General features: G+C 68.6%; 25 protein-coding genes and 1 tRNA gene. 10 read left to right on the forward strand and 16 right to left on the reverse strand.

The window, feature by feature from the left end:
• Positions 1 to 270: 270 nt before the first annotated feature.
• The 3 genes from ASF41_RS15565 to ASF41_RS15575 form a co-directional block, all read right to left on the reverse strand.
• A complete protein-coding gene (locus ASF41_RS15565; protein WP_056494745.1) occupies positions 271 to 768 on the reverse strand; it encodes a dihydrofolate reductase in 498 nt (165 codons plus the stop codon).
• Entirely contained in the window at positions 768 to 1,562 is a 795-nt protein-coding gene (locus ASF41_RS15570; protein WP_056494748.1) for a thymidylate synthase, read from the reverse strand. The genes ASF41_RS15565 and ASF41_RS15570 overlap by 1 nt, the downstream gene beginning before the upstream one ends.
• 107 nt (positions 1,563 to 1,669) lie before the next feature.
• The gene (locus ASF41_RS15575; RefSeq protein ID WP_082504577.1) at positions 1,670 to 2,497 is read right to left on the reverse strand and encodes a CPBP family intramembrane glutamic endopeptidase; all 828 of its coding nucleotides are present in this window, start codon (positions 2,495 to 2,497) and stop codon (positions 1,670 to 1,672) included.
• Positions 2,498 to 2,931: 434 nt separating this feature from the next.
• On the opposite strand from ASF41_RS15575, the gene ASF41_RS15580 reads away from it, so the two are divergent.
• Positions 2,932 to 3,612: an SspB family protein gene (locus ASF41_RS15580; protein WP_056494751.1), complete on the forward strand. Its 681-nt coding sequence runs from the start codon at positions 2,932 to 2,934 to the stop codon at positions 3,610 to 3,612.
• A gap of 365 nt (positions 3,613 to 3,977) precedes the next feature.
• On the opposite strand, the gene ASF41_RS15585 is transcribed toward ASF41_RS15580, so the two are convergent.
• Positions 3,978 to 5,387: a cytochrome P450 gene (locus ASF41_RS15585; protein ID WP_056211514.1), complete on the reverse strand. Its 1,410-nt coding sequence runs from the start codon at positions 5,385 to 5,387 to the stop codon at positions 3,978 to 3,980.
• 143 nt (positions 5,388 to 5,530) lie between these two features.
• Between ASF41_RS15585 and fumC the strand changes: the two genes are divergently transcribed.
• The 3 genes from fumC to ASF41_RS15600 all read left to right on the forward strand — a co-directional run bounded on the left by fumC (position 5,531) and on the right by ASF41_RS15600 (position 7,522).
• Positions 5,531 to 6,943 (forward strand): class II fumarate hydratase, encoded by a 1,413-nt coding sequence (fumC, locus tag ASF41_RS15590; protein ID WP_056211512.1) that lies wholly within the window; start codon positions 5,531 to 5,533, stop codon positions 6,941 to 6,943.
• Between the two features lie 14 nt (positions 6,944 to 6,957).
• The gene (locus ASF41_RS15595) at positions 6,958 to 7,149 is read left to right on the forward strand and encodes a DUF4169 family protein (protein WP_056273581.1); all 192 of its coding nucleotides are present in this window, start codon (positions 6,958 to 6,960) and stop codon (positions 7,147 to 7,149) included.
• A gap of 154 nt (positions 7,150 to 7,303) precedes the next feature.
• Positions 7,304 to 7,522 (forward strand): ribbon-helix-helix domain-containing protein, encoded by a 219-nt coding sequence (locus ASF41_RS15600; protein WP_056211508.1) that lies wholly within the window; start codon positions 7,304 to 7,306, stop codon positions 7,520 to 7,522.
• Here the strand turns inward: ASF41_RS15600 and ASF41_RS15605 are convergent.
• Positions 7,472 to 8,311, reverse strand: coding sequence for an AraC family transcriptional regulator (locus ASF41_RS15605; RefSeq protein ID WP_156653329.1), 840 nt, complete (start codon positions 8,309 to 8,311; stop codon positions 7,472 to 7,474). The genes ASF41_RS15600 and ASF41_RS15605 overlap by 51 nt on opposite strands.
• Positions 8,312 to 8,398: 87 nt before the next feature.
• Here ASF41_RS15605 and ASF41_RS15610 point away from each other — a divergent pair, with 87 nt between their 5' ends.
• Positions 8,399 to 9,382, forward strand: a complete 984-nt coding sequence (locus ASF41_RS15610) for an MBL fold metallo-hydrolase (protein WP_082504579.1) — start codon at positions 8,399 to 8,401, stop codon at positions 9,380 to 9,382.
• 7 nt (positions 9,383 to 9,389) lie between these two features.
• On the opposite strand, the gene ASF41_RS15615 is transcribed toward ASF41_RS15610, so the two are convergent.
• The 4 genes from ASF41_RS15615 to ASF41_RS15630 all read right to left on the reverse strand — a co-directional run bounded on the left by ASF41_RS15615 (position 9,390) and on the right by ASF41_RS15630 (position 14,777).
• A complete protein-coding gene (locus tag ASF41_RS15615; RefSeq protein ID WP_056211501.1) occupies positions 9,390 to 10,772 on the reverse strand; it encodes a heterodisulfide reductase-related iron-sulfur binding cluster in 1,383 nt (460 codons plus the stop codon).
• Between the two features lie 163 nt (positions 10,773 to 10,935).
• Positions 10,936 to 12,123, reverse strand: coding sequence for an FAD-binding protein (locus ASF41_RS15620; protein ID WP_056494758.1), 1,188 nt, complete (start codon positions 12,121 to 12,123; stop codon positions 10,936 to 10,938).
• Positions 12,124 to 12,224: 101 nt separating this feature from the next.
• Positions 12,225 to 13,679 (reverse strand): lipopolysaccharide biosynthesis protein, encoded by a 1,455-nt coding sequence (locus tag ASF41_RS15625; protein ID WP_056211496.1) that lies wholly within the window; start codon positions 13,677 to 13,679, stop codon positions 12,225 to 12,227.
• 87 nt (positions 13,680 to 13,766) lie between these two features.
• A complete protein-coding gene (locus ASF41_RS15630; protein WP_056494761.1) occupies positions 13,767 to 14,777 on the reverse strand; it encodes a magnesium transporter CorA family protein in 1,011 nt (336 codons plus the stop codon).
• A gap of 213 nt (positions 14,778 to 14,990) precedes the next feature.
• Between ASF41_RS15630 and groES the strand changes: the two genes are divergently transcribed.
• Both groES and groL read left to right on the forward strand, forming a co-directional pair.
• Positions 14,991 to 15,278 carry a co-chaperone GroES gene (gene groES, locus ASF41_RS15635; RefSeq protein WP_018042554.1) on the forward strand — a complete coding sequence of 96 codons (288 nt, stop codon included), beginning with the start codon at positions 14,991 to 14,993 and terminating at the stop codon, positions 15,276 to 15,278.
• Between the two features lie 85 nt (positions 15,279 to 15,363).
• Complete coding sequence (groL, locus tag ASF41_RS15640; RefSeq protein ID WP_056273599.1) at positions 15,364 to 17,007, forward strand: chaperonin GroEL; 1,644 nt, start codon at positions 15,364 to 15,366, stop codon at positions 17,005 to 17,007.
• Positions 17,008 to 17,146: 139 nt separating this feature from the next.
• Here the strand turns inward: groL and ASF41_RS15645 are convergent, their stop codons facing one another.
• From ASF41_RS15645 to ASF41_RS15655, 3 genes are all read right to left on the reverse strand, one after another.
• Positions 17,147 to 17,404 carry a hypothetical protein gene (locus ASF41_RS15645; protein WP_056494764.1) on the reverse strand — a complete coding sequence of 86 codons (258 nt, stop codon included), beginning with the start codon at positions 17,402 to 17,404 and terminating at the stop codon, positions 17,147 to 17,149.
• Between the two features lie 228 nt (positions 17,405 to 17,632).
• Positions 17,633 to 18,658 carry an IS110 family transposase gene (locus tag ASF41_RS15650; protein ID WP_056494766.1) on the reverse strand — a complete coding sequence of 342 codons (1,026 nt, stop codon included), beginning with the start codon at positions 18,656 to 18,658 and terminating at the stop codon, positions 17,633 to 17,635.
• Between the two features lie 634 nt (positions 18,659 to 19,292).
• On the reverse strand, positions 19,293 to 19,925 hold the full coding sequence (locus ASF41_RS15655) for a 2OG-Fe(II) oxygenase (RefSeq protein WP_056494770.1): 633 nt from the start codon (positions 19,923 to 19,925) through the stop codon (positions 19,293 to 19,295).
• Positions 19,926 to 20,120: 195 nt separating this feature from the next.
• On the opposite strand from ASF41_RS15655, the gene ASF41_RS15660 reads away from it, so the two are divergent.
• Together ASF41_RS15660 and ASF41_RS15665 are read left to right on the forward strand one after the other, a co-directional pair.
• Positions 20,121 to 20,414 carry a hypothetical protein gene (locus ASF41_RS15660; protein WP_156389580.1) on the forward strand — a complete coding sequence of 98 codons (294 nt, stop codon included), beginning with the start codon at positions 20,121 to 20,123 and terminating at the stop codon, positions 20,412 to 20,414.
• Between the two features lie 138 nt (positions 20,415 to 20,552).
• On the forward strand, positions 20,553 to 22,664 hold the full coding sequence (locus tag ASF41_RS15665) for an ABC transporter ATP-binding protein/permease (RefSeq protein ID WP_056494773.1): 2,112 nt from the start codon (positions 20,553 to 20,555) through the stop codon (positions 22,662 to 22,664).
• 3 nt (positions 22,665 to 22,667) lie between these two features.
• Here the strand turns inward: ASF41_RS15665 and ASF41_RS15670 are convergent, their stop codons facing one another.
• Genes ASF41_RS15670 through ASF41_RS15680 form a run of 3 tightly spaced genes read right to left on the reverse strand, consistent with a single transcriptional unit; the run spans position 22,668 to position 24,266 of the window.
• Entirely contained in the window at positions 22,668 to 23,384 is a 717-nt protein-coding gene (locus ASF41_RS15670) for an LrgB family protein (protein ID WP_056270712.1), read from the reverse strand.
• On the reverse strand, positions 23,381 to 23,779 hold the full coding sequence (locus tag ASF41_RS15675) for a CidA/LrgA family protein (RefSeq protein ID WP_056494776.1): 399 nt from the start codon (positions 23,777 to 23,779) through the stop codon (positions 23,381 to 23,383). The genes ASF41_RS15670 and ASF41_RS15675 overlap by 4 nt, the downstream gene beginning before the upstream one ends.
• A 13-nt stretch (positions 23,780 to 23,792) precedes the next feature.
• Complete coding sequence (locus ASF41_RS15680) at positions 23,793 to 24,266, reverse strand: TerB family tellurite resistance protein (protein ID WP_056218101.1); 474 nt, start codon at positions 24,264 to 24,266, stop codon at positions 23,793 to 23,795.
• Positions 24,267 to 24,491: 225 nt separating this feature from the next.
• On the opposite strand from ASF41_RS15680, the gene ASF41_RS15685 reads away from it, so the two are divergent.
• Positions 24,492 to 24,567: transfer RNA gene (locus tag ASF41_RS15685), tRNA-Thr, on the forward strand.
• A gap of 397 nt (positions 24,568 to 24,964) precedes the next feature.
• Here the strand turns inward: ASF41_RS15685 and msrA are convergent.
• A complete protein-coding gene (gene msrA, locus ASF41_RS15690; protein WP_056494779.1) occupies positions 24,965 to 25,483 on the reverse strand; it encodes a peptide-methionine (S)-S-oxide reductase MsrA in 519 nt (172 codons plus the stop codon).
• Positions 25,484 to 25,615 lie beyond the last annotated feature (132 nt).

The raw sequence follows: 25,615 nt of genomic DNA on the forward strand, positions 1-25,615 counted from the left end.
CCGATCTCTCCTGTTCCAGCAGCGTCTGCGCCGCGCACGAAGCCCACCCGCGCTCCCCGTCCCGGCCTCCTCAGGAGGCGGGCCGAATCTCCCCCGCGTGGACAAGAGTGTTGATCTCGTCGTGACCCGACCCCGGCACCTGCGTGGGCGCACCGGATCCTGTCAAGATTGCCACTTGGGCATCGGGCCGCCGAAAGACAACCGCACGGGAACCCAATGCGCAATGGGTCGCGCCGGATTGGTTTACGGCGCTTCTCCGCGCCCCGGCCCTCACCCGGCCCGTTCCAGGTCGACGAAGCTGAAGCCGCAGGCGTCGTGCTCGCCCGGCGGATGGGCTTCGCGCCGGGTCTCCCGATAGAGCGCACGGTCGAACGGCGGGAACACGGTGTCCCCCTCCGGCGCCAGATCGACCTCCGTGAGGTGGATGCGGTCGGCGTGGGGCAGAGCGAGGGCGTAGATCTCGCCGCCGCCGGCCACCATCAGCTCGTCGGCCCCCTCGGCCGCCGCCAGGGCGCCGGCCCAGTCCTGCGCCACCGCGACCTCGGGCACCGCGAAGGCGGGATCGCGGGTGAGCACGATGGTGCGCCGCCCGGGCAGCGGCCGGCCGATCGACGCGAAGGTCTTGCGCCCCATCAGCAGGGGCTTGCCCATGGTCAGGGCCTTGAACCGGCGCAGGTCGCTGCGCAGGCGCCAGATCAGGTCGTTGTCGCGGCCGATGACGCCGTTGCGGGCGACCGCCGCGATGATCGTGATGCGGGGGGCCGGCATCAGACCGCCACCGGCGCGCGGATCGCCGGATGGGGTTCGTAGCCCTCGACCGCGATGTCCTCGAAGCGGAAGTCGAACAGCGAGGTCACGGCCGGGTCGAGCACGAGGCGCGGCAGCGGGCGGTGCGCCCGCGTCAGCTGCAGCCGGGCCTGCTCGAGGTGGTTCACGTAGAGGTGGGCGTCCCCCAGGGTGTGGACGAAGTCGCCGGGCTGCAGTCCCGTGACCTGCGCGATCATCGCGGTCAGGAGGGCGTAGCTCGCGATGTTGAAGGGCAGGCCGAGGAACACGTCCGCCGAGCGCTGGTAGAGCTGGCACGACAGCCGCCCCTCGGCGACGTAGAACTGGAACAGGCAGTGGCAGGGCGCCAGCGCCATCCGGTCGAGATCGGCCGGGTTCCAGGCCGAGACGATGAGGCGCCGGGAATCCGGGTTGCGGCGGATCTCGTCGAGCACCCAGGCGATCTGGTCGACGCTGCCGCCGTCGGGCTTGGCCCAGGAGCGCCACTGCCGGCCGTAGACCGGCCCGAGGTCGCCGTTCGCATCGGCCCACTCGTCCCAGATGCTCACGCCGTTGGCCTGGAGGGCGCGTACGTTGGTGTCGCCCGTGAGGAACCACAGCAGCTCGTGGATGATCGAGCGCAGGTGGAGCTGCTTGGTCGTCACCAGCGGAAAGCCCTCGCCGAGGTCGAAGCGCATCTGGTGCCCGAACACCGAGAGGGTGCCGGTGCCGGTCCGGTCGTCCTTGCGCACCCCGTCCTGCAGGATGCGTTCGAGAAGCTGGTGATAGGCGTGCATCGCGGCTCCGAGGCGGGGGCTCCCGGAATAGCCCGAAGCGCCGGGGCTGGCGAGGTGGCGGACCGGGGCGTCAACAGGTCGTGCCGCCCCCGGACCGCGCTCCGGCCTCAGCCGATCGCGGGCCCGAGCACGTAGGCGATCATGGCGAGGTTGCTCCAGGCGTGGAGCAGGATGCCCGGCCAGAGCCGGCCGCTGCGCCAGCGGACCCAGCCGAGGATCAGCGCCAGGGGGATCAGCGAGACCGGCCGGGCGAACCCCGCGGGCGTGAGATGCGCCCCGGCGAACAGGAGCGCCGTCGCCAGGATCGTGCCCCGCGCCGTAAAGACTTCCCGCGCCCGGGCGAACAGGGCCCCGCGCATCAACAGTTCCTCCGCCACCGGGGCCAGGACGAGCACGTAGGCGAACCACAGAGCCGCCGCGGCCGGGGTGAGGCCGGGCGACAGGGCCGTGTGCCGGCCGATCGGCATCCGGAACAGATCGGCGATGCCGGTCACCCAGGTGATGTGGATCACCGGCCAGGCCAGCAGGATCACGGCGAAGCGGCGCGCCGTCAGGCCGGGCGCGCCGGGCCCCCAGGGCGCCGCCGCCGGCGCCACCAGGGCCAGGGTCCGGCGCCAGGCGGCGCCGTCGCGCCAGCGCACCGCGACGACGACGAGGAGGGCCAGGACCCCCTGCCGCACCACGTCCACCGCCAGTTCCCGCATGGCGAGCTGGCGCGGATGCAGGCGGGGACGGTCTCCGCCCAGGAGCGCGATGCCGTCGATCCAGTCGCCGCCGACCCGCACGATCACCAGGGCGAGGAGGGTCGCCACCGCCAGCGCCAGGAAGGCCGCGAAGGCCAGCCCGACGAGCGCCGTCGCCGCGCCGAGGCCGGCACGGACCCGGGACGGCCGGAGGAGCGCGGAGGCGGACCAGGCCGCCGGCGCCTCGGGCATCGGCGCACCATCATCGGGCTTCAAATGCGGCGGCACTCCCACTATAATCAAGGCGTTGGCCGAAAGGCTCGGCGAGGACGGGGATCCGGCGGCGCCGGAACGGCTTCGAGGCCCGAACGGTAACCCGGCAGCCCCTTTCCGGACCACGGGCTTTTGGACGCAAGGGCCCGAGGCTCGACAGGCCCCGGGTTTTGGCGGAAGCTCGCTCCGGTGCGGAGATCTCGGTCGGAGCCGCGACGGGCGACCGCCGCGTCGCGGAACGGTGGTTCTGGGTAGCGGACGGACTTGGTAGCGGACGTCCGGATGGCCGCGACGGCCGTTCAGGCAGGGTTCTGGGAGGGTCGGGCACCGGCATTCCCATTCGATTTTCATCCGACCCGGAGCGCCATCGCGGCGTGTGACGGCGGGCAGTGACCGGGCATAAGCGACCGCAGATGGCAGACGACCTGATCCGCTACGATCTTCTGGTGCAGGACGCGCTGCGCGGCGTGGTGCGCAAGGTGCTGACCGACGCGGCCCGCGAGGGTCTCGCGGGCGAGCACCACTTCTACGTCTCGTTCCGCACCGAGGCGCCGGGCGTGCGCATGTCGCAGCGCCTGCGCGAGAAGTACCCGCAGGACATGACGATCGTGCTCCAGCACCAGTTCTGGGACCTCGGCGTCACCGAGCACACCTTCGAGGTCGGGCTGTCCTTCTCGGGGGTGCCCGAGCGCCTGCTGGTGCCCTTCGACGCCCTGACGGGCTTCTTCGACCCCTCCGTCCAGTTCGGCCTCAAGTTCGACCTCAGCGAGGGCACGGAGACGGCCGCCGCCGAGGAGGATTCGGAGGAGGCGCCGGCTGCGGCCGGAAAGACCCCGCCCCGGGGTGCCGCGTCCGAGCCCACCGAGATCAAGCCGAAGGGCACGGGCCTCGCCACCATCGGCAGCGCCGTCCCCAAGATCGGCGCCGGCACCACCCCGGTGCCCGCCGCGGCCCAGGCCGCCAAGGGCGCCGCCAAGGAAGCCGGCAAGTCGGAGGACGGGACCGAAGCCAAGCCCCCGGCGAAGAAGGCCGAGGACGGCACCGAGACCAGCGCCGAAGTCGTCAGCCTCGACGCCTTCCGCAAGAAGAGCTGAGCGAAGCGGCGCCGACGCGGGCGCTCAACGAAAAAACCGCATCGTCATTCCGGGGCGCCAAAGGCGAGCCCGGAATCCAGAGCCGCCGACGGCGTCAATCCTGGCACCGCCTGTGCGTCTGGATCCCGGGCTCCGCTGCGCGGCCCCGGGATGACGCGGTGTTGCGCGCGGGTATATCCTCCGATCCCGGTTGGACTGAGACGACGGCCCTTCGGACAGCGAAACGCGTCTCTTTCCCCTTCGCGGGGAGAGGCGAGGCCTGGGGGTCGCTCCGCCAGTCCCCGCCCGTCGAGGGTCGCCCAACCACCCCCACCTCCAACTCCTCCCAGCAAGGGGGGAGCAGGGTTATGTCGAGCTTCCAACCCTCACCCCCGGGGGTTCACCGTCATGTGCAGCCCGTGCTCCGGGCGCAGGGTGACGCGGTGGAGCGGGACCACCGGGGCGTGGTCGTCGGCCAGGGTGAAACGGGCGGCGCGGGCGATGTGGGCCAGCACCACCACCGCCTCCTGCAGCGAGAAGTTCTGGCCGATGCAGACGCGGGGGCCGGCCCCGAACGGCAGGTAGGCGAAGCGCGGGATCGCGGCCCGGGCCTCGGGCAGGAAGCGCTCGGGCATGAAGGCGTCCGGCTCCTGCCACAGGGTCCGGTGGCGGTGGAGCACGTAGGGCGCCACCATCACCAGGGAGCCCTTGGGAATCTTGATGCGGCCGATCCGGTCCTCGGCGATGGCCTGCCGGCTCAGGAACGGCACCGGCGGGAAGAGCCGCATGGTCTCCTCCATCACGGCCCTGGTGTAGGGCAGCGCATCGGCGTCGAAGTCCTGGTCCGCCGGCACGGCATCGACCTCCGCCTCGATCCGCGCCTGGGCGGCGGGGTCCTGCGACAGGCAGTAGAGGGCCCAGGTCAGGGCGTTGGCGGTGGTCTCGTGGCCGGCCGCGATGAAGGTGACGATGTTGGCTTTCACCTCGAGGTCGGTGAGGCCCTTCCCCGTTTCCGGGTCCTGCGCCTTCAGGAGAAGCGTCAGCAGGTCGGCCGGCGCGGTCCCCTGCGCGATCAGGGCGCGGCGACGGTCGATCAGTTCGTCCACCACCTCGGCGAAGAAGCGGATGGCGGGCCGCGCGCGCAGGCGACCGATGCGGGGCACGAATCCCGGCACCCCGAACACGTCGAGGGGATCGATCGGCCCGACGGATTCGAGGAAGCGGGTGATCGCCCGGCCCAGGGCGTCGGGGTCGCTGGCGAGGCCGTGGGTGAAGATCGTCCGCTCCAGCACGTCGAGGGTGACGCGGGTCATCTCCAGGGCGACGTCGATGCGGGTGCCGTCGCGGCGGGCCAGGCGGCGGGCGATGCGGGCGCCGGCGGCGTTCATGGCTCCGTTGAAGCCGAGCACGTGCCGGGCGGAGAAGATCGGCGCCAGGGTCCGGCGCTGCAGCTTCCATTCCTCGCCCTCGGCGGTGAGCAGCCCGTTGCCGAGGCCGGGGGCAAGGACCCGCCGCTGCAGGTCGTCCTTGCGGTAGTTGGCGGCGTTCTCGACGTAGAGGTAGCGGATCAGGGCCGGGTCGCTCACCACGGTGACGCGCCCGAGGGCGCCGTCGGCGGCCACCACCGGCTTCTCGAAATGCACGTCGAGCCAGGTCGTCAGCGGGTTGGCGCGGGCGGCCTTCAGAAAGCCGAACAGGCCCGGCTGCTCGCGCAGGGGTTTCGGGACCGCCGGGCGGAAGCGGACCGGCACGGGGGCATCGACAGGGGCTTCGACGCGGGCGGCGGCACTCGACATAAACGACAACTCCGGGCCCGGGCTGAGGGCTGACAAGCCATGACAATTCAGCGCCGGGCACACGGCCCTCTCGCGATGCGGCATCGCGGTTTGCTGGCGTGCAGTTTAAGTAGGGTCCGGATTGACCAGACGAAGAGGCCACGATGTCGCCCACCGAGACGCCCGCCACCCGCACCGAGTCCGACACCTTCGGCCCGATCGAGGTCCCGGCGCATCGCTACTGGGGCGCGCAGACGCAGCGCTCGATCCAGAACTTCAAGATCGGCACCGAGAAGATGCCCGCGCCTCTCGTCCACGCCCTCGGCATGGTCAAGCAGGCCGCCGCCCTGGTGAACCAGGACCTCGGCGCCCTCGACCCGAAGGTGGCCCAGGCCATCGCGGCTTCGGCGGCCGAGGTGGTCTCCGGCGAGCACGACCAGGAATTCCCCCTGGCGGTGTGGCAGACGGGCTCCGGCACCCAGTCGAACATGAACGCCAACGAGGTGATCGCCAGCCTCGCCAACGAGCTGCTCGGCGGCAAGCGCGGCGGCAAGTCTCCGGTCCACCCGAACGACCACGTCAATCGCGGCCAGTCCTCGAACGACGTCTTCCCGACGGCGATGCACATCGCGGTCTCGCGCGAGATCAACGACCGGCTGCTGCCGGCCCTGCAGCACCTGCACGACGCGCTCCAGGCGAAGTCCGAGGCGTTCGCCGCCATCGTGAAGATCGGCCGCACCCACCTGCAGGACGCCACCCCGGTCTCCCTCGGCCAGGAATTCTCCGGCTACGTGGCGCAGGTGGCGCTCGGCACCGAGCGCGTGAAGGCGACGCTGCCCGGCGTGCTGGCGCTGGCACAGGGCGGCACGGCGGTGGGCACCGGCCTCAACGCCCATCCGGACTTCGCCGAAAAATTCGCCGCGAAGGTCGCGGAGCTGACCGGCCTGCCCTTCACCTCCGCCGCCAACAAGTTCGAGGCCCTGGCCACCCACGATGCCCTGGTCTTCACCCAGGGCGCGCTCACGGCGCTGGCCTCCGGCCTGTTCAAGATCGCCCAGGACATCCGCTTCCTCGGCTCGGGCCCGCGCTCGGGCCTCGGCGAGCTCTCGCTGCCAGAGAACGAGCCCGGCTCGTCGATCATGCCCGGCAAGGTCAACCCGACCCAGTGCGAGGCGCTGACGATGGTCTGCGCCCAGGTGATCGGCAACGGCACCACGGTGAGCTTCGCCGGCAGCCAGGGCAATTTCGAGCTGAACGTGTTCAAGCCCGTCATCGCCAACGCGGTGCTGCAGTCGATCCGCATCCTCGCCGACGCGGCGGTGAGCTTCACCGACAACTGCGTCGTCGGCATCAAGGCCAACGAGGACAAGATCGCCGACCTGATGAGCCGCTCGCTCATGCTGGTGACCGCGCTCGCCCCCTCGATCGGCTACGACAAGGCCGCCGAGATCGCCAAGACCGCGCACAAGAACGGCACCACCCTCAAGGAGGAGGCCCTGCGCCTCGGCTACGTCACGGCCGAGGAGTTCGAGCGCGTGGTGCGCCCCGAGACGATGCTGGCGCCCGGCGCCGCCTAGAGGAGCCCACCGGCATGGCGGAGATCATCAACCTGCGTCAGGCCCGGAAGGACCGGGCGCGGGTGGAGCGGGAGGCGAAGGCCGCGGACAACCGCATCGCCTTCGGCCGCCCGAAGAAGGCCAGGACCCTGGCGGAGGCCAAGAAGGCCATCGAGGTCTCGCGCCACGAGGGCCACAAGCTCGTGGGGCCCGAGTCGGAGGGGTGATGGGGGACGCGGCACGTGACCCTCTCCCCTCTGCGGGAGAGGGTGCCTGCGGAGCAGGCGGGAGAGGGAGCGACCTTTCTGGATATGGCGCTCCCCTCTCCCGGTCGCTCCGCGACCACCCTCCCCCGCAGAGGGGGGAGGGTCGGGTGCCGGAATGACCACCGGCATCACCAAGCGCTCCGTGATGATCGCCGGCCACCGGACCAGCGTGTCCCTGGAGGACCCGTTCTGGGACGCCCTGCGGGAGATCGCAGGCGCGCGCGGCCAGTCCGTCCAGGCCCTGATCGGCGCCGTCGATGCCGGTCGGGAGGGCCAGAACCTCTCATCCGCCCTCCGGGTGTTCGTGCTGGCGAGCGTGCGTGATCGTGCCTGACGGCCGCGACGGGCTCGGGCGGCGAATGTCCTGCAGGCTGTAGGAGGCCGGCGCGCCGAAGGTCCGGCGGAAGGCGTTGGCGAAGTGCGCCTGGTCGGCGAACGCCGCCTCATGGGCGGCCCCGGTGAAGTTGGCGCCGCGGACGACGGCCGCGATGGCGCGGCGCATGCGCAGCCAGCCGCGATAGCGCCGGAACGGGACACCCATGGTCGCGCTGAAGAGGTGCTGCATCCGCGACGAGGACAGGGATGCCGCCGTGGCCAGCCGTCCCGCGCTCATCCACGCTTCCGGCCGGGCCCGCAGGTCGACGAGGACCTTCGCGATCCGGGGATCGACCGGCCGATCGAACCGCCGTGCCGCGAAGCCGGAAAGGTCGGCGATGGCCTCGCCCGCCCAATCGCAGGCGTCGCGTCGCTCGAAGAGCGACCGCAACGGGCCGACCTCCCCGCCCCTGCCCACCAGGGCGCTGCCGACCGCCTCGGCCGGACCCATCAGGCCCGTCAGGGCCCACGCCCCGGCATCGGGCTCGCGATAGAGGACGCCGAGGGGAGCGCCGCCGCAATCCAGCTCGTGCGGCATCCCCGCCGGGACGAAGGCCGTGCGACAGGTGATCCACGCCCCCGGCGCGAAGCGGATGCGGAAGGCGTCGTAGAGCCCCGCGAGATAGACCGGGGCGCCGTGCTGGTGGCTGGCATTGTACGCGAGCGGCCCCGCGAAGAGCGTGTGCGCCCCCTCGACATGCCAGATCGGGAGGGGCGACGCGCCGGACGGCGCAGCACGTTCGTTCAAGCTGGCCCCCTCCCACCGCGATAGACCGTTCGCGACCGGTCCCGCACACATCCTGACGGAACCGGCCCTCTCGGGAAACGTCCAGCGATGACCGAACTCACCCGCCGTCATCTCGCCGCGACCCTGGTCGCCGGCCTCGCCCTTCCGAGGGCCGCACGGGCGGGCATACCGACGCAAGCCCCGCCCCCGAGCCCGCCCGCCGGCCTGCGGCGGATCCGCCTCGGTGCCTTCACCGTCACCGCCCTGTGCGACGCCGACGCGGTCATCGACGGCCCCTGGCCGATCGTGGGCGAGGACCGTCCGAAGGCGGAGGTCGAGGCCCTGATGCGGGAGAATCGACTTCCGCCGGACCGCTTCGAGCCCGGCTTCACGCCGATCCTGGTCCAGACCGGCCGCGAGACCGTCCTGTTCGACACCGGGAACGGGGCGGTGGGCTTCATCCCGCGCCCGGCCGGCGGGCAGCTGGCGGAGCGGGTGCGGCAGGCCGGCCTGTCGCCGGACGCGATCGACCTCGTGGTCCTGACGCATTGCCACACCGACCATATCGGCGGACTCTTGGAGGATGGGCGCCCGCTCTTCCCCAAGGCCAGCTACGTCATGGGCGACCGGGAATTCGCCTTCTGGAAGGACGACGATCGCCTGGTAGGCCCGCCGGACGGCAACGCGTACAAGTCGGCCCGCGTCTTCCGCAGCCACCTGCTTCCCCTCGCCGAGCACATCCGCTTCGTGTCGCCGGGCCAGACGGTGGTGCCGGGCATCGACGCCGTGGCGGCCTTCGGCCACACGCCGGGCCACCTCGCCTTCAACGTGGAAAGCGAGGGCCAGCGCCTGCTGGTCTGGGGCGACTGCGCCCATCACGAGGTTGCCTCGCTGGCCCGGCCCGACTGGCACGCCCTGTTCGACATGGACAAGGCGGCCGGCGCCGCGACCCGACGGACGATCTACGACATGGCCGCCACCGACCGCGTCCTCGTCGCCGGCTACCACACCGCCTTCCCGTCGCTCGGATACGTCGTCCGCGACGGGCTCGGGTACCGCTGGATCCCGATGGCGGACCGGAGCGAGCGCTGACGCGCCTCTACTCCGCCGCCGCCATCGTCCGGTCCGGCAGCCCCTCCAGGGCCGCCGGCTTCGGGCCGCCGGTCGCCCAGTCCAAGAGCTCCGCCGTGTGGACGATCGGGATCGCCGTGCCCTTCCCGATCTGGGTGGCGCAGCCGATGTTGCCGGTGGCGATGACGTCGGGGCGCATCCGCTCGATGTTGGCGACCTTGCGGTCCCGCAGGCGGTTGGCGATCTCGGGCTGGAGGATGTTGTAGGTGCCGGCCGAGCCGCAGCAGATGTGGCCCTCGGGCACGTCCTTCACGGTGAAGCCCGCCGTCTTCAGGAGATTCTTCGGCTCGGTGCGGATGCCCTGGCCGTGCTGCATCGAGCAGGCCGAGTGGTAGGCGACCACGAGGTCGGTCTCGACGATCGGCGGCATCAACCCGATGGTGGCCATGTACTCGGTGACGTCCTTGGCGATGGCGGACACGCGCTTCGCCTTCTCCGCGTAGGCCGGGTCCTCGCGGAACATGAAGCCGTAATCCTTGATCGTCGTGCCGCAGCCGGAGGCGGTGACGAGAATCGCGTCGAGTCCGGCGCCGTCCATCTCGGCGATCCAGGCGTCGATGGTGCGCTGGGCCTGGGCATGCGACGAATCCGCCTTGCCCATGTGGTGGGTCAGGGCGCCGCAGCAGCCCTCCCCCGCGGCCTGCACCACCTCGACCCCGTGACGGGTCAGGAGCCGGATCGCCGCCTCGTTGAAATCGGGACGCAGCACGCTCTGGGCGCACCCGCGCAGCAAAGCCACGCGACCTCGACGCGACGGTGCGGTATACCCATGCAACGCCGCGCTCGCCTCCAGGGCCCGCGTCTCGGCCGGGAAGGTGCCGGGCCGGTCGGTGGGATTGCGGTTCGGCAGATGGGCCGGGGCGAGGTCGAGCATCGCCGCGAGGCGGTTGCCGACCCGCGGCAGCCGCGCCACCAGGGGCCGGAAGGGAGCACCGATCTTCGCCCCCAGCAGCGCCAGGCGGAAGCGGTTCGGGTAGGGCAGCACGAAGGCCAGCACGCTGCGGAGCAGCCGGTCGCTCAACGGACGCCGATAGGTTTCCTCGATATAGGTCCGCGCATGGTCGACGAGGTGCATGTAATGCACGCCCGAGGGGCAGGTCGTCATGCAGGACAGGCAGGACAGGCAGCGGTCGACATGCTTGACGACTTCCGGCACCGCCGGTTTTCCGCCTTCCAGCATGTCCTTGATCAGGTAGATCCGCCCGCGCGGGGAATCGAGTTCATCGCCGAGCAGGAGATAGGTCGGGCAGGTCGCGGTGCAGAACCCGCAATGCACGCAGGTCCGGAGGATCTTCTCGGACGCCGCCATGGCCGGATCGGCGAGCTGCGTCAGGCTGAAATTGGTCTGCACGGTGCGTCCTCGGGTCCACCCTCGTGCCGTCCATCGGGTCCGGCCCGCGTCGGCATCGTCGTTCTTGGTCCCTGCTGTTTAGAGGGTCTCGCGCCGGTTGCCGAGCCTTGGAATCGCTCCGAACAGCGCGCGCGTTGCGACCTCGCCCCGCACCGCCCCTCGCTCACAGACCGGCGTACATCCGCCCCGGATTGAACAGGCCATGGGGATCATGCGCCGCCTTGATGCCCGCGGTGATCCGCATGAGGGGCTCGGCCAATGGCTCGAAGACCGGCACGGCCGCCCGGACGGCATCGGGTGCCCGCACCAGGGTCGCATGCCCACCCTGTGCGCGCACGGCCGCCCGGACGACCTCGGCGCCGGCATCGCCCCCGGCATCCGTGGCGAGCCAGACCAGCCCACCGCCCCAGTCGTAGAACCAGCGGGCGTCGCGCTGGGCGCCGATCGCGGCGGTGACGGCGGGGCCGCGGGTCGGCGCAGTGGAGATGCGCCAGACCGCGGCACTCCGCGGCTCGGCGAAGCTCGCAGCGTCGCGGATGCGGGCCCAAAGCGCTGTCCCCGCCTCGCCCTCGACGATCTCGGGCTGGCCGAAGCGCTTGAGCAGGCGACGCAATTCGCCAAGACGATAATCGATCGACTCCGAGAAACCCTCGATCCGCATCAGCGTCCGCGCCGCCTCGCCTTCGATCCCGGCCGGCAGGTGAGCGGCTCCGGTCAGCTCGAAGGGCGAGCCCAGGGCCGCGCTCAAGGCCGCGATGGCGCGGGCATCGTCGAGGTCCGGGAACGCGAGTGTGGCGACCCGTTCCTGAACGGGGAGCACCTTGAACGTCACTTCCGTCAGCAGACCCAGGGTGCCCCAGGAGCCGGCCATCAGCTTCACCAGGTCGAGCCCGGTGACGTTCTTCATCACCCGCCCGCCCGACTTGATCGCCTGGCCCCGTCCGTTGATGAAGCGCACGCCGATCAGGCTGTCGCGGGCGGCGCCCGCGTTGATCCGGCGCGGTCCAGAATTGTTGGCGGCCGCCACGGCGCCGAAGGTCGGTTCGCCGGTCGTGCCCATCAGGGAGCGGTGGTCCATGGGCTCGAAGGGCAGCATCTGACCGCGCGCCGCGAGGAGGGCCTGAACCTCGGCCAGGGGCGTCCCGGCCCGGGCGGCGACGACCATCTCGGCGGGCTCATAGAGCGTGATGCCGGTCAGAGCCACGCTGGAGAGCGTCGCTTCGTCCTGGGCCGGTCGGCCGATCCCGGCCTTGGTCGCTCCGCCAACGAGACGAAGCCGCTCCGGGCTCCCGACCGCCCCGCGGACGATCTCGGCCGCAGCGCCCTCGTCGTGAGGCTCATATGTACGCATCGAATCCCACCCGATCCGGGGCACTCTGCGGCACCCTCGATCCTGTTCCTGTGGAGCCACCTTAGAGGAGGTTCACGCCGATGGCATCCGGTCAGGAACGGCTATTCGGCCGGTGCGGTCTCGGGTGGTGAACGGGTCAACCGCGCCGCCACGTGACCGCGCAGGCCCGCGATGTCGAAGAGCCAGACGAGCGCACCGTAGATCGCCATGCCGAGAGGCACGGAAAGCAGCAGCGCCCGTGTCGGCTCGATATGGCGCAGGGGTAACAGGCAGAGTGCCATGGCGAGGGAGGCGATGCTGGCAGCCAGGATCTCCCACCAAGGTAGGTGCAGGCGCTGGGGTCCCGTGAGCGCACGCCAGGCCAGGATGAGGGTGGCGGCCCCGAGGCCGGCGGTCTGTGCGATCGCGACGCCCTCGGGACCGTACCGGGACGGCAGGAGCCACAGCCCGAGCCCGTTGAGGGCGAGCCCAACCAGAGCGGCGGCGATGACCGGGCGCGTGCGCCGACGAATCTGGAAGATCGGATTGAGGGCGAAGTTGGTCATCGCGAGGCAGAAGAAGCCCGGAACCATCAGCCCCGCATAAGCGGCGAAGGGGCCGCGGTAGGCCTCCGGCACCACCAGCGCCTCGAGGGCCGGGAGCACGGCCCAGAACCCGACCGCGCAGGGCAGAAGCAGCGCAACCACCACGCCGATATTGAGCCCGACCTGGCGCTCGGCCGCAGCACGCCCCTGTTCCTCCTCGACCCGGACCGCGAGCTGGAAGAGCAGCAGATCGAGGGCGGTCCCGAGGGTGCCGATGCTCCGGGTGGTGACATCGGCGGCGAGGGCGAAGTAGCCCGCCTCGGCGAGGCCCGCATGGGACGCGATGCTGCCCCGATTGAGGAACGGCAGCAGCTGGTAGATCGCGTTGGCGGCGATGAGGGGAAGGCCGTAGGCGACGAAGAGCCGCCAGGCTTCCCGCAGCTTCAGCCGTACGCGTGGAACGATCGGATCGCGTAGCGGTCGATACAGCAGCAGGATCGCGAAGGCTTGGCTGATCCCGGCCGCCGTCAGAACCCAGACGGGCTGGGGGAAGAACCAAGCGGCACCCGCCATCAGCACGAAGGCGAGGCCGTTCTTCACCGCGACGAGATTGAAGTACAGCCGGCCGTCGAAGCGCGCCCGGGCGAGCGCCGCGTGATAATCGAACACGCCGATGCCCAATGCGGCGACCGCGGCGCCCGCTGTGATCGCCAAGCGGCTTCCCGCGTTGGGCTCGAGCGTGAAACCCAGTCCCGCGCAGATCAAGGCCGCCACGAAGAGACTGAGCGTGAGGGCCATGTAGGCCCGGTCCAAACCCTGCCGAATCCAAGGCTCGTCGATGCGGACCCGGGCTGAATAGAATCGTGTCGCGGACAGACGCAGCCACTCGAACAGGACGGTGTTGGCCACGATCGCACCGGCAGTCGCCAGAGCGAACAGACCGAACTCCGCTGGTCCCAGCAGCTTGGCGATGAGGAGGCCGAGGACGAAGTTCAGGCCGGCATTGAGGACGAAGGCAGCGATCACGGCCATGGCGCGACGGGTCATCCTCGGAGGCCGGCTGGACGGGGCATCGCCGCGCAAGCTCTAGCGCAGGAGGCCTGACAGTCCGTCGACCGGTTACAACCAACCCCGGATGCGGAAGAATACGATCGGAATGATGGCGCTTACGAGGATGAGCGCGAGGCCGAAGGGATAGCCGTAGGCCCATTCGAGTTCGGGCATGTGCTTGAAGTTCATCCCGTACATCGAGGCGATCAGGGTCGGCGGAATGCCGACCACCGATGCCACGGTGAGAACGCGGAAGGTGTTGTTCTGCTCAATGCTGATCAAGCCGAGGGTCGCGTCGAGAAGGAACTGAACGTTCTCGGAGAGCCGGATCTCGAACTCGTCGAGGGAGGCAATGTCGCGCCGCACGGCCTCGAAGCGCGGCACCTGTTCCTCGCCGAGGATATGCTCGCACTCGTTGGCCACGAAGGGCACGATCCGCTCCAGGCCGAGGAGGCTCGACCGGATCTTGCCGAGGGTCTTCCCGCGGCGTCCGATGCCGCGCAGGATTCGGCGCAGCGCTAGGTCGCGCCGGCGCGGCGTGTGGTTGCGCAGCTTGGTGTCCCCGGCAGGCGCACCGCTGCGGACGTCGAAATCGAAGATCCGCGTGGACAACTCGTCGAGGTCGGCGCCCATGTCCTCGAGGGAATCGGCGAGGCTGTCGACGAGCTCCTCTATCAGGAGAAGGAAGATCTCGGTGGAGGTGGTGCCCGGCCCATCGCCGGTGTCGATGCGCTTCTTGACCTCCGCGAAAGCCCGCAATTCGTGGAAGCGCACGGTGACGAGGCGGTCCCGGGTCAGCACGAAGCCCAAGGGCTTCAACTGCGTATCGAGCTTGTCGAAGGTGACCATCGGGGTTGAGAGTGAGAACCCGGTCTTCAAACGCCTCAGGCGGCTCGAATTCTCCACCTCGCTAAGGGCCTTGCGCGAAGGGACCCGGATGCCGGTGCAGGCCTCGACCCGCTCGGCCTCCTCGGCGCTCGGATCATCGAGATCGATCCATACGACCTCCGACGGATAGGCTGTCGCGGGCGCCTGTGCCTCGGGCTCGACCGCGCCCTGCGGACCATGAAGCTTGATCATCCGCGAAGGACTTTCCGGCGGCTTGTGGGATCGGGGGATGATCCTGTCGCCGGATCGTCGTCGGAGCCTGCGACAGTCTTGACTCGAACGGCTTCCGCGCCTAACTCGACGCCATCGTTAGCACTCACCCAAGGCGAGTGCTAACGGCCTGGGTTGAGCGCGCTGCCGCGCCGCATCAACGCCATCCACGAATTTGAAGCAAGAGGGCAGCTCATGAAGTTCCGTCCGCTGCACGACCGTGTCGTCGTCCGCCGCATCGAAGGCGAAGAGAAGACCAAGGGCGGCATCATCATCCCGGATACCGCCAAGGAGAAGCCGCAAGAGGGCGAGATCGTCGCCGTCGGTCCCGGCGCCCGCGATGAGGCCGGCCGGGTGAACCCGCTCGACGTCAAGGCCGGCGACCGCGTCCTGTTCGGCAAGTGGTCCGGCACCGAGGTCAAGATCGACGGTCAGGACCTCCTGATCATGAAGGAATCCGACATCATGGGCGTCGTCGCCTAAGTCGGGTTTCGGTTCTCCTCCCGTTCACGAGCCCTTCGAGGGTGCCATCCGGCGCCTCGGGGCCCATCACTGACAAGGATCTGACATGGCAGCGAAAGAAGTCCGCTTCGCCTCCGACGCCCGCGAGAAGATGCTCCGTGGCGTCGACATCCTCGCCGACGCGGTGAAGGTCACGCTCGGCCCCAAGGGCCGCAACGTCGTCATCGAGAAGTCCTTCGGCGCCCCGCGCATCACCAAGGACGGCGTCACCGTCGCCAAGGAGATCGAGCTCGCCGACAAGTTCGAGAACATGGGCGCCCAGATGGTGCGCGAAGTGGCCTCGAAGACCAACGACATCGCGGGTGACGGCACCACCACGGCCACCGTTCTGGCGCAGGCCATCGTCCGCGAAGGCGCCAAGTACGTCGCCGCCGGCATGAACCCGATGGACCTGAAGCGCGGCATCGACCTCGCTACCACCGCCGCCGTGAAGGACATCACGAGCCGCGCCAAGAAGGTCGCCTCGTCCGAGGAAGTTGCCCAGGTCGGCACCATTTCGGCCAACGGCGACAAGGAAATCGGCGAGATGATCGCCCACGCCATGCAGAAGGTCGGCAACGAGGGTGTCATCACCGTCGAAGAGGCCAAGACGGCCGAGACCGAACTCGACGTCGTCGAGGGCATGCAGTTCGACCGCGGCTACCTCTCCCCGTACTTCATCACGAATGCGGAGAAGATGGTCGCCGAGCTCGAGGACCCCTACATCCTCATCCACGAGAAGAAGCTGTCTTCGCTCCAGGCGATGCTGCCGGTTCTCGAGGCCGTGGTGCAGACCGGCAAGCCGCTCGTCATCATCGCCGAGGACATCGAGGGCGAGGCGCTCGCTACGCTCGTGGTCAACAAGCTGCGCGGCGGCCTGAAGGTCGCGGCCGTCAAGGCTCCGGGCTTCGGCGATCGCCGTAAGGCCATGCTCGAGGACATCGCGATCCTGACCCAGGGTCAGATGATCGCCGAGGATCTCGGCATCAAGCTCGAGAACGTCACCCTCCCGATGCTCGGCCGCGCCAAGCGCATCCGCATCGAGAAGGAGACCACCACGATCATCGACGGTCTCGGCGAGAAGGCGGATATCGAAGCCCGCGTCGGCCAGATCAAGGCGCAGATCGAGGAGACCACCTCGGACTACGACCGTGAGAAGCTCCAGGAGCGTCTGGCCAAGCTCGCCGGCGGCGTCGCGGTCATCCGCGTCGGCGGCGCGACCGAGGTCGAGGTCAAGGAGAAGAAGGACCGCGTCGACGACGCGCTCAACGCCACCCGCGCTGCGGTGGAAGAGGGCATCGTCCCCGGCGGCGGCACCGCCCTCCTCCGTGCCCGTGAGGCCGTCCGTGCTCTCAAGAGCGACAACCCGGACGTCCAGGCCGGCATCAAGATCGTGCTGAAGGCCCTCGAGGCTCCGATCCGCCAGATCGCCGCGAATTCCGGCGTCGAGGGCTCGATCGTGGTCGGCAAGATCACCGACAACACGTCCTCGATCACCTTCGGCTTCAACGCCCAGACCGAAGAGTACGTCGACATGATCCAGGCCGGCATCGTCGACCCGGCCAAGGTCGTGCGCACCGCCCTGCAGGACGCCGCCTCCATCGCCGGCCTCCTCGTCACCACCGAAGCCATGATCGCCGATGCTCCGAAGAAGGACAGCGGCGCCCCGGCGATGCCAGGCGGCGGCGGTATGGGCGGCATGGACTTCTAAGGCGTCCGAACTGCACCTTATCGGAATGGGGGTCGCCGCGAGGCGGCCCCTTTTTTCATCCGCGGCACAGCCATCGGCGGCCTAATGGTCGGGACAGCAGCAGGCGCGTCAGGCGGCCTTGTCTATTGGGTGTTTCAGGTCAAGAGGGATTATCGCCAACCTGCTCTCGTCCGTGTTGGCGGATCAATTCGTTCAGGGCGTCTTGGTCGGATTCAAGGTCTTCCGTGCCTTTGAAGCGCGAGAACTCGACGTGACCATCCTCGAAGACATCGATCTCCAGGCGCTCGCCGACTAAAGTGACGGTGATCATCACAGTGTCGTCGCGCTGCCGGTCCACCCGGAACCATAGCCCCTGCTCTTCGAGGAGCCGCAAGATTCGGTAGAGCGGATGGGTCAAGGAGACCTCCTGTCCTTCAGGGCGATCTTAGCTCGACTGTCCCACCAAGTCTCTGGCTTCTCTCCGAAGTCGGCACGCCGGCCGCTTCATGGTTGGGTCCGACAGGAGGTGGATCAAGCTTTTTCGCGAAGTCGCCCGAAGGCCCTTCAACCCGCCCGCGATCTCACCGACCTTCGGTCCCTGGAGGGACACCGCTCCGCCTCGCGGCGGATTTCTACGACAGGTCGATTACGCCATCGCCGCCTCGATGCGGAACGGCGTTCCATCGACCCACATCCGGTGGAGGATCACCGCCAGCCGCCGTGCCACCGCGACCATGGCCTTGGCCGTCCCGCGACGCTTGGCGAGCTTCAGGCCCCATGCCTTCAGCGGCGAAGGCTTCGAGCCCAGCCGCAGCAGCAGCAGGGCTGCCTCGAACAGCGCGGCGCGTAGGGTCTCGTCGCCGTTCTTGGTGATGGGCCCGCGCCGGTCCAACTCGCCCGACTGGTGGGTTCGCGGCGCCAGTCCGAAGTGCGCGCCGACCGCGCGGGACTGGCGGAAGCGGGCCGGCTCGTCGACCGCCGCGCGATAGGTCAACGCGACGAACGGGCCGACACCGGGCGCACTCATCAGCAGGCGGCAGGGCTCGTCCGCGCGAGCCAGCGCCAGCATCCGCTTATGCAGGAGCACGTATTGCTCGCGCACCACGCGGCGCACGGTCAGCATCGGCTCGATCACGGCGATCAACCCGGCTCGGCCGTCCGTCAGTTCGCGGATGCGTTCCTCGTAGCGGGCGCGGGTCACGGTCCCGACCTTCAGGCCGAAGTTGCGCAGCAGCCCCCGGATGCTGTTCTCGATGTCCATGAGCTTGGCCTGCAAGGTCCGGCGCCCGCCGAGCAGGGCACGGATCTCCTGGCTGGCCAGGGTCTTCACGTGAACCGGCTTGTAGAGGCCGACCCGCATCATCTGGGCGATGCCGCGCGCGTCGTTGCGGTCGGTCTTGTTCACCTGGGCGCTCAGCACCGCCTTGGCGTGACGCTTCTCGATGCACACCACCGGCAGGCCCGCCTTCGCCAAGCCGGCATAGAGCAACTGGCAGAGCGGACCGGCCTCGATCCCGACCCGCCCGTAGGCCAGGCCGCGACCGCCCAGAAACGCCACGATGGTTTCCGGCTCGCTCTCCACCTTGCCCTCGCGCACGACCTGACCGGACGCGCTCAGGATGCAGATGCTCGTGCTGCGCACCGAGACATCGAGGCCGACATAGTGGTCCATCGCTCATCTCCCTGATCCGCCTGGGCTAGATCGGAGAACCGTAAGTCCCACTCCGGTCACCGTCACACCCGCTGCGTCGGACACGGCGGGAGCCCAATGACCCATCCTTTTTCGTGGTCCGCACCGCCTTCGCCGTAGTTGTAGGCGGTTCTCCCCCCAAAGTCGTTTCCCGTCGCTGTCGGTTGGGGCGGCAAGCCGCGGACCGGGGGGGCCAGGCGAACCGGACGCGCGAAACATGCGAGCGACGCAGATCGATGCGTCGCGCGTCGGCGTCCGGAAGGCATTTCCTGGCGGACACGGCAACACGCGATGTCAGGGCTGCGCAATGTCTGCAGAGCCGAGTGGAGAGAGTCTCCGATCCCGCTATCGTCAGGCTCACGCGCGTACCACCCGCGATCTTCGCCGCACATGTCGGGGCGGCCGACGGCGCGCGCAGAAATCCAGCCCCACTTCGGCGGAAACCGGGTCGACAGAGAGGGGTGTCAGTGAGGGGAAGCCGACCGGGACCTAAGGAATCTCCGAAGCGCGAACGGTTAGGCTTGTTGCCGGGATCGCACGGAAACGGATGCGCTGCCGATCGGGTGGGGGGCCCCGGTCCCTTGAAACCGGAGCTAAACAGGCCTTTGGCGCGGACCTACCGTCCGAAGATGCCCTTCAGGAATTGGGCGGTGCGGTTGCGCTTCTTCTTGCGCTCGAGTTCGTTGGCGTCCTTGACCCATGCCACCTGCACGACGCGGCGCTCGCCCTCGAAGGGCTCGTGGCCGTGCCAGGAATTGTCGGCGCGCAGGAAGGCGAACATCGTGCCCATGGTGGGCGGCACCTCGACCGCGAAGGGTTCGTAGTTCTTGCCGTCGTAGAGCACCCGCAGGCGGCCGGCGGCCGGAGCGTCCCAGGCATCGTTCATGTAGATCAGCATCGTCATCACTTTCGACGGGCCGTCGGTGTGGATCGAGCCGTATTTCAGCTGGCTGCGCTTCATGATGGTGGTGAGGCGCGGGCAAGAGACCAGGTCGATGCCGAACTTCTCGCCCATGATGCGGGAGAACGCATCGCTCTCAAGCTCTTCGATCAGCGCCTTGAAGCGACCCTTGAGGGCGACTTCGTCGACCGTGAGATAGCCGGGCTTGGCGATCGCGGGGAAATCCTGGCGGATCTCGTCGACGGCCTCGGGCTTGAGCACGTCATTGCCGAGAAAGAAACTGTAGGGCTCGCGCGAGACAGGGGCGGCCCGCACGGCATCAAGGTTGAGGATCGACAATCCCGTCATGGCTTCGACGTTCGTCCGTTCGGGCGCACCAGGCCCGGTTTGAGCGGGTGCACGCTGGGTTGGAGCGCCGCTGCGAGGGCGCAATCCCGGTGGATAGAGCGCCCGATTGCGGCAAGCGGACGGCAAGCCCTTTCCGCGCAACACGGAAACTGCCATGCTTGACCGTATCGAAACTGAAAAGTGGCGCCGAGTATCGTGACGAGACGCCTCGCACTCGCCTTCTGCGTCGCCCTGGCGACGCCGGCCAGTGCCCAGAGCCCCCTCTCGACGACCCAGCGCATGATCTGTGCCGATGCAATGGCTCTGGTGAAGACCCGAGGTTCCGTCGCGATCAGTTCCGGCGGAGCGCCCGAGCGCTTCGTACGGGACCGTAGCCAATGCAATCTAACCGAAATCGCCGAACTCCGCTTCGTGCCCACCCGGGACAACCCGGAATGCCCGATCGGCTATCGCTGCCGCGAGCCGGAATTCGGCGACTGGGACTGGTGAGACGGACCGGCGGTACGAGGATAGTCCGCCGCAGCGGTGCGCCACGATCTCGCCACGACCCGCCTGCAATGCCGATGCATGGGCGGTCCCCCCCGGGGCACGGCGCCGGACGATGACAAGAACTGAGGGGAGACGCGCGTGGCCGTATTGAGGACAGGCCTCGGCCTGCAAGCCGCCGTCACGGCGCTCTTCGCCCTCGCGCTCCTGGTTTCACCCGGCGTATCCGCACCGCTCTACGTCAGTCTCAGCGGCCTTGCCATGGCAGGCATCCTGTTCGCATCGGGGCGCCTCTCGTCATACCTAAAGGTCTTCGTCTCGGTCTACGGCGTCGGCTACCTGTTCCTGGCCGGAGCCACGCAACTTGCGGTCATGGGTTTCCTGCCCCCGACGCTCGCCGCCCTCCTGCCGCCGAGCTTCGCCGCAACCGGGGCCGTGGTGTTCGCCGGCATCGTCTTGGCGATCTCGTACCTCGAGCCGATCCGGGCGATCACGCTGATCGCGGATCCCTATTTCGCCACCACCGACAAGCCGACACGGGAGATCGGACCCTTCCGCCTGTTCGGCAGCACGGAGGGGAAGGTCGGCCAGCGCCTCGTCGCCCTGTCGATCTTCATCACCTTCGCACAGGTCGCCCTGCAGCTGCGGCTGAACTTCTGGTTCCGCGACCTATTCAACGCCCTCCAGGAATACAACGCCGACGCCTTCTGGTACCAGTTGGTCTGGGTGTTCACGCCGCTCGCCACCATCTGGGTCGTGGTCGGCATGTTCGACACCTTCGTGGATGCTACGCTTCACATCCGCTGGCGCACCTGGCTGACCCGCAGCTTCTACGGTCGCTGGCTGGATGCCGGGACGCATTACCGGGTCCCCTTCACCGGGGAGAGTGCGGACAACCCGGATCAGCGCATCCAGAGCGACATCAATCTCTTCATCTCCCAGACCACCACGCTGTCCATCCGGCTCCTGTCTCAGGCGGCGACCCTGGTGTCCTTCATGGTCATCCTGTGGGGCCTGTCGCGCGACTTCGTGCTGCCCTTCACCGATACGGTGGTGCCGGGCTTCCTCGTCTGGCTGGTGGTCGGTTACGCGGTGGTCGGAACCTGGCTGACGCACGTCATCGGACGCCCCCTCATCGGCCTCGACTTCCGCCAGGAGAAGGTGGAGGCGGATTTCCGCTTTTCCCTGGCCCGGACCCGCATCTACGGCGAGCAGATCGCCCTCCTGCGCGGCGAGCGTGCCGAAACGGTGCGCCTGGGTAGCCTGTTCCACGCGATCGTCGACAACTACCTCGACATCATCGTCCGGCGGATCAAGCTCGGCAGCTTCACGCTGTCCTACAGCCAGATCAGCGTGGTGTTTCCCTACATCCTCGCCGCGCCATCCTACTTCCTGAAGAAGATCACCCTAGGGCAGTTCCAACAGACCGGCGATGCCTTCAGCAGCGTGCAGTCTTCGCTGTCGTTCTTCATCAATTCCTACGTCACCATCGCAGCCTACCGCGCCAACACCAACCGCCTCTCCTCGTTCCGGCAGGCGATGACCAAGGCGGAGGCGATCGGAGGGACCGGCGAAGGCCTGTTCCAAGGCAACGACACCAAGGGCGACGTCACGGCTTCGAAGCTCAGCCTCGGTCTGCCGGACGGACGGGAGATCGTGGCCGCAGACGCTTTGACCATCACGAAGGGCGGCGCCACGCTGCTCACGGGTCCCTCAGGTTCCGGCAAGTCGACCCTGTTCCGTGCCATCGCGGGCATCTGGCCCTTCGCCAAGGGCCGGATCGACCTGCCCAGGGGACAGTCGGCCCTGGTCCTGCCGCAAAGACCCTACATCCCTCTGGGGACCCTGCGCGGCGCCGTCGTCTACCCGAACACCACGGACATGTTCCCGGACGAGGCGATCCGCGACGCCCTGGTGGCTGCCCAGTTGCCGGCGCTCGTCGACCGTCTTGATGAGGTCGATGCCTGGGATCAGCGCCTCTCCGGCGGCGAGCAGCAGCGGCTAGCGGTGGCCCGCGCTGTCCTTGCCAAGCCCGACTGGCTGTTTCTCGACGAATCCACCGCCGCCCTGGACGAGCCGAGCGAGGCTGCGATCTACCGGATGCTGCGCGAGCGCCTGCCCGGCACCACCATCGTCTCCATCGGCCATCGGTCGACCCTGCACGCCCTGCACGAACGCCGCCTCGACATGCAGCCTGCCAATGATGGCCGGTTCGTGCCCCGCGACGTGCCGTCGCCCGTCGCCGCCGAGTAAGGTTCAGCGCAGGAACGTCACCGCGATGGGTGCCAGGATCGCGGTGAGGAACGCGTTGAACCCAAGGGCGATGCCCGCGAAGGCGCCCGCCACCTCGTTCACTTGGAAGGCGCGTGCGGTGCCCACGCCGTGGGCGGCGAGACCGGCCGCGAAGCCGCGGGCCCGCATGTCCCGGATGCGCAGGACGTTCATCAGTGGTGTGACGAGGATGCCGCCGGTCATGCCGGTGAGCATGACGATGACGGCGGCGAGCGTCGGGTCTCCGCCCAGTGTCTGAGCGATGCCCATCGCGACGCCGGTTGTCACGGATTTCGGCGCCAGTGAGACGATGACGTCACGGGGAATACCGAAAGCTTGGCCCAACAGCAGGGCCGAGCTCAGCGCGACCACCGAACCAACAACGAGGGCCGCCAGCATCGGCGCGAGAGAGCGCAGCACCGTGGCACGATACTCATAGAGGGGAATCGCCAGTGCCACGGTGGCCGGCCCCAGTAGAAAGTGCACGAACTGGGCGCCCTCGAAATAGGTGGCGTAGGGCGTCTTCGTGAGTTCCAAGACGGCAGCGGTGAGCGCGATGGCGATAAGGACTGGGTTCGCGAGCGGATGGCGGCGAGTCGCCAGAGCAATCCGGTCGGCCACCACGTAAGCGAGCAGCGTCACGGTCAGCCACAGAAGCGGCGTCCGCGATAGATAGACCCAAACGGCGAAGTCGCCGGTCACGGCCGCGCCTTCGGCTTGGCGAGCCAGCGCGAGACTGCGACGAACGTCAAGGCCGTGGCGGCCAGAGTGGTGACTGTCGAGACCACGACCACCACCGCCAACGCGATGCCGTGGACCGCCAGAACGTCGAGGCGGCCGACGATACCGGCTCCGGCCGGCACGAACATCAGCGACAGATTGGCGAGAAGCCCCTTGCCGGTACATTCCAGGCGGCCGTCCACCAGGGGGGGCGCCAATATTCGGGGGGCCAGGTGGGTGGCTCGATCCCGCATGACCAGGAACAGCAGCAGCAACGCCATGCCGATCAGGGGTCCGGGCACAGGCAGGTGGCTCGACCGCGCCAGCGCCTCGCCGATGAGCTGTGCCAGGAGGATCAGAGTGAGGCTGAGAATCATCGTGGCAGCGCGCTCAACTAAGCGAGACCTGCCCTTCCGCGGCACTGCGCCGGGCCTCACCGATGGCAGCCTCATCGAGGCCGAGAAGGCCGCCGAGACGCCAAACAAGGGCCTCCTCAAACTCGTGAACGCTGCCGTCCGCTCCGGCCACAGACCAGGCCATGGCAAGGAGGCGGGCCCGCCGATCCGGCCCGACCTCGTGCCCGATCATCTCGACGAGTTGTGCCATGTCGCGGGTCTGGGCGTCGAACGCGGCGGCCCGCGCGATCAGCGCCTCAGCCTCCGCCCTGGTCTCTGTGAACCGGCCCTCGACCAGACGGCCGAGGCGCTCGGTCTCTTCGGGGGCGAGAATACCGTCGGCCCGCGCCACATGCACGAGGAGCGCGATCGCTGCCAAGCGCTCATCGGCCTCCTCGGCCGCCGTGGCATGGCTTCCGAGACCGAAGGATTCGGCGGCATAGGCGCGGAGTCGGGCAATCAGGGACATGGAGATCCTTGGAACGCCGCGAATCCTTTGAGGTCGACCACCGGGCCGTCAAGCAACCGGCGGCGTCGCCAGCACGATGCCCCGGCACCGTGGCCGTGCTGCATCGCTTTTCCCCGCGCATTCCACCGCCCGCAACGCCGGTCGAAGCTTGCCATTCCACGCCACGACCGATATGACCCTCCCCCGAACGGTCCCGTTGGACATCAGCGTCCGATCCGGAACCGCGCCGCAATAGCTCAGCTGGTAGAGCACCTCATTCGTAATGAGGGGGTCGGGGGTTCGAATCCCTCTTGCGGCACCACTTCCTCCTTTCGCAGCACCACAATCATGCCGGTCGGTCGATCGGCATCGCGAAGTCTCGACTCTCAGCGTGCCTCGAAAAGCGCATCGGCAAGGGAAGGCCCCTCCCGGTCACGACGCGATCGACCCGAAACCGAACCACCGCGCCGAGCGATCCTCGTCCGGAGGTCGACGGGATCGTCTGCGCGGCAGGGGGGCTGTCCTGCGATCTGGAGGTCCGGTTGGCCCGTCTTCGCAGCGCCGGAGCGTTCGCGAACGGCAGCAATTAGACCGATACCCGTGCTGACGTAGCCAATCCGGCCGAGTGATTCCAGAACCTCGCGGTCGGACAGACGTCCAGCCAGTCCACCAACCGATCCAACCGCCTCGGACAAGGCACTTCGCGGGATCCCCGACGGTCAGGCATTCTGCGAAGCGGGCGTCCTCACAGGAAGCCGCCAATTCGGACGGATGAAGTGACACGTATAGCCGTCGGGGCGGCGCTCGAGGTAATCCTGGTGCTCAGGCTCGGCCTCCCAGAAAGGCCCGACGGGAGCCAGTTCGGTGACGACCTTCCCGGGCCAGAGACCCGATGCATCGACATCGGCGATGGTCTCCGCGGCGACCCGGCGTTGGGCGTCATCAGTGTAATAGATCGCCGAGCGATAGCTCAGGCCACGATCGTTTCCCTGCCGATTCGGGGTTGTCGGATCGTGGATCTGAAAGAAAAATTCCAGCACCCGGCGAAAGCTCGTCCGCTCGGGATCGAGGATGATCTCGATCGCCTCCGCATGTGTGCCGTGGTTCGGGTAGGTTGCATTCGGAACATCGCCCCCCGTATAGCCGACACGGGTCGACACGACGCCCTCCTGCCGCCGGATCAGATCCTGCATTCCCCAGAAGCATCCTCCTGCGAGGACTGCGCGTTCATGGCTCATGGTTCCCTCTCTCCCGGATCGACGCCTGACTTCGCTGGTGAATAGATAGGGTGCCGCAGCGCCTTTTGCCGCCGTTCGATGATGTCGCGGGACACCGTCGCGATGAATTTGGGCTGCCGCCGCGTCGCGCGG

The organism is Methylobacterium sp. Leaf111 (assembly GCF_001423285.1).
Lineage (GTDB): Bacteria > Pseudomonadota > Alphaproteobacteria > Rhizobiales > Beijerinckiaceae > Methylobacterium.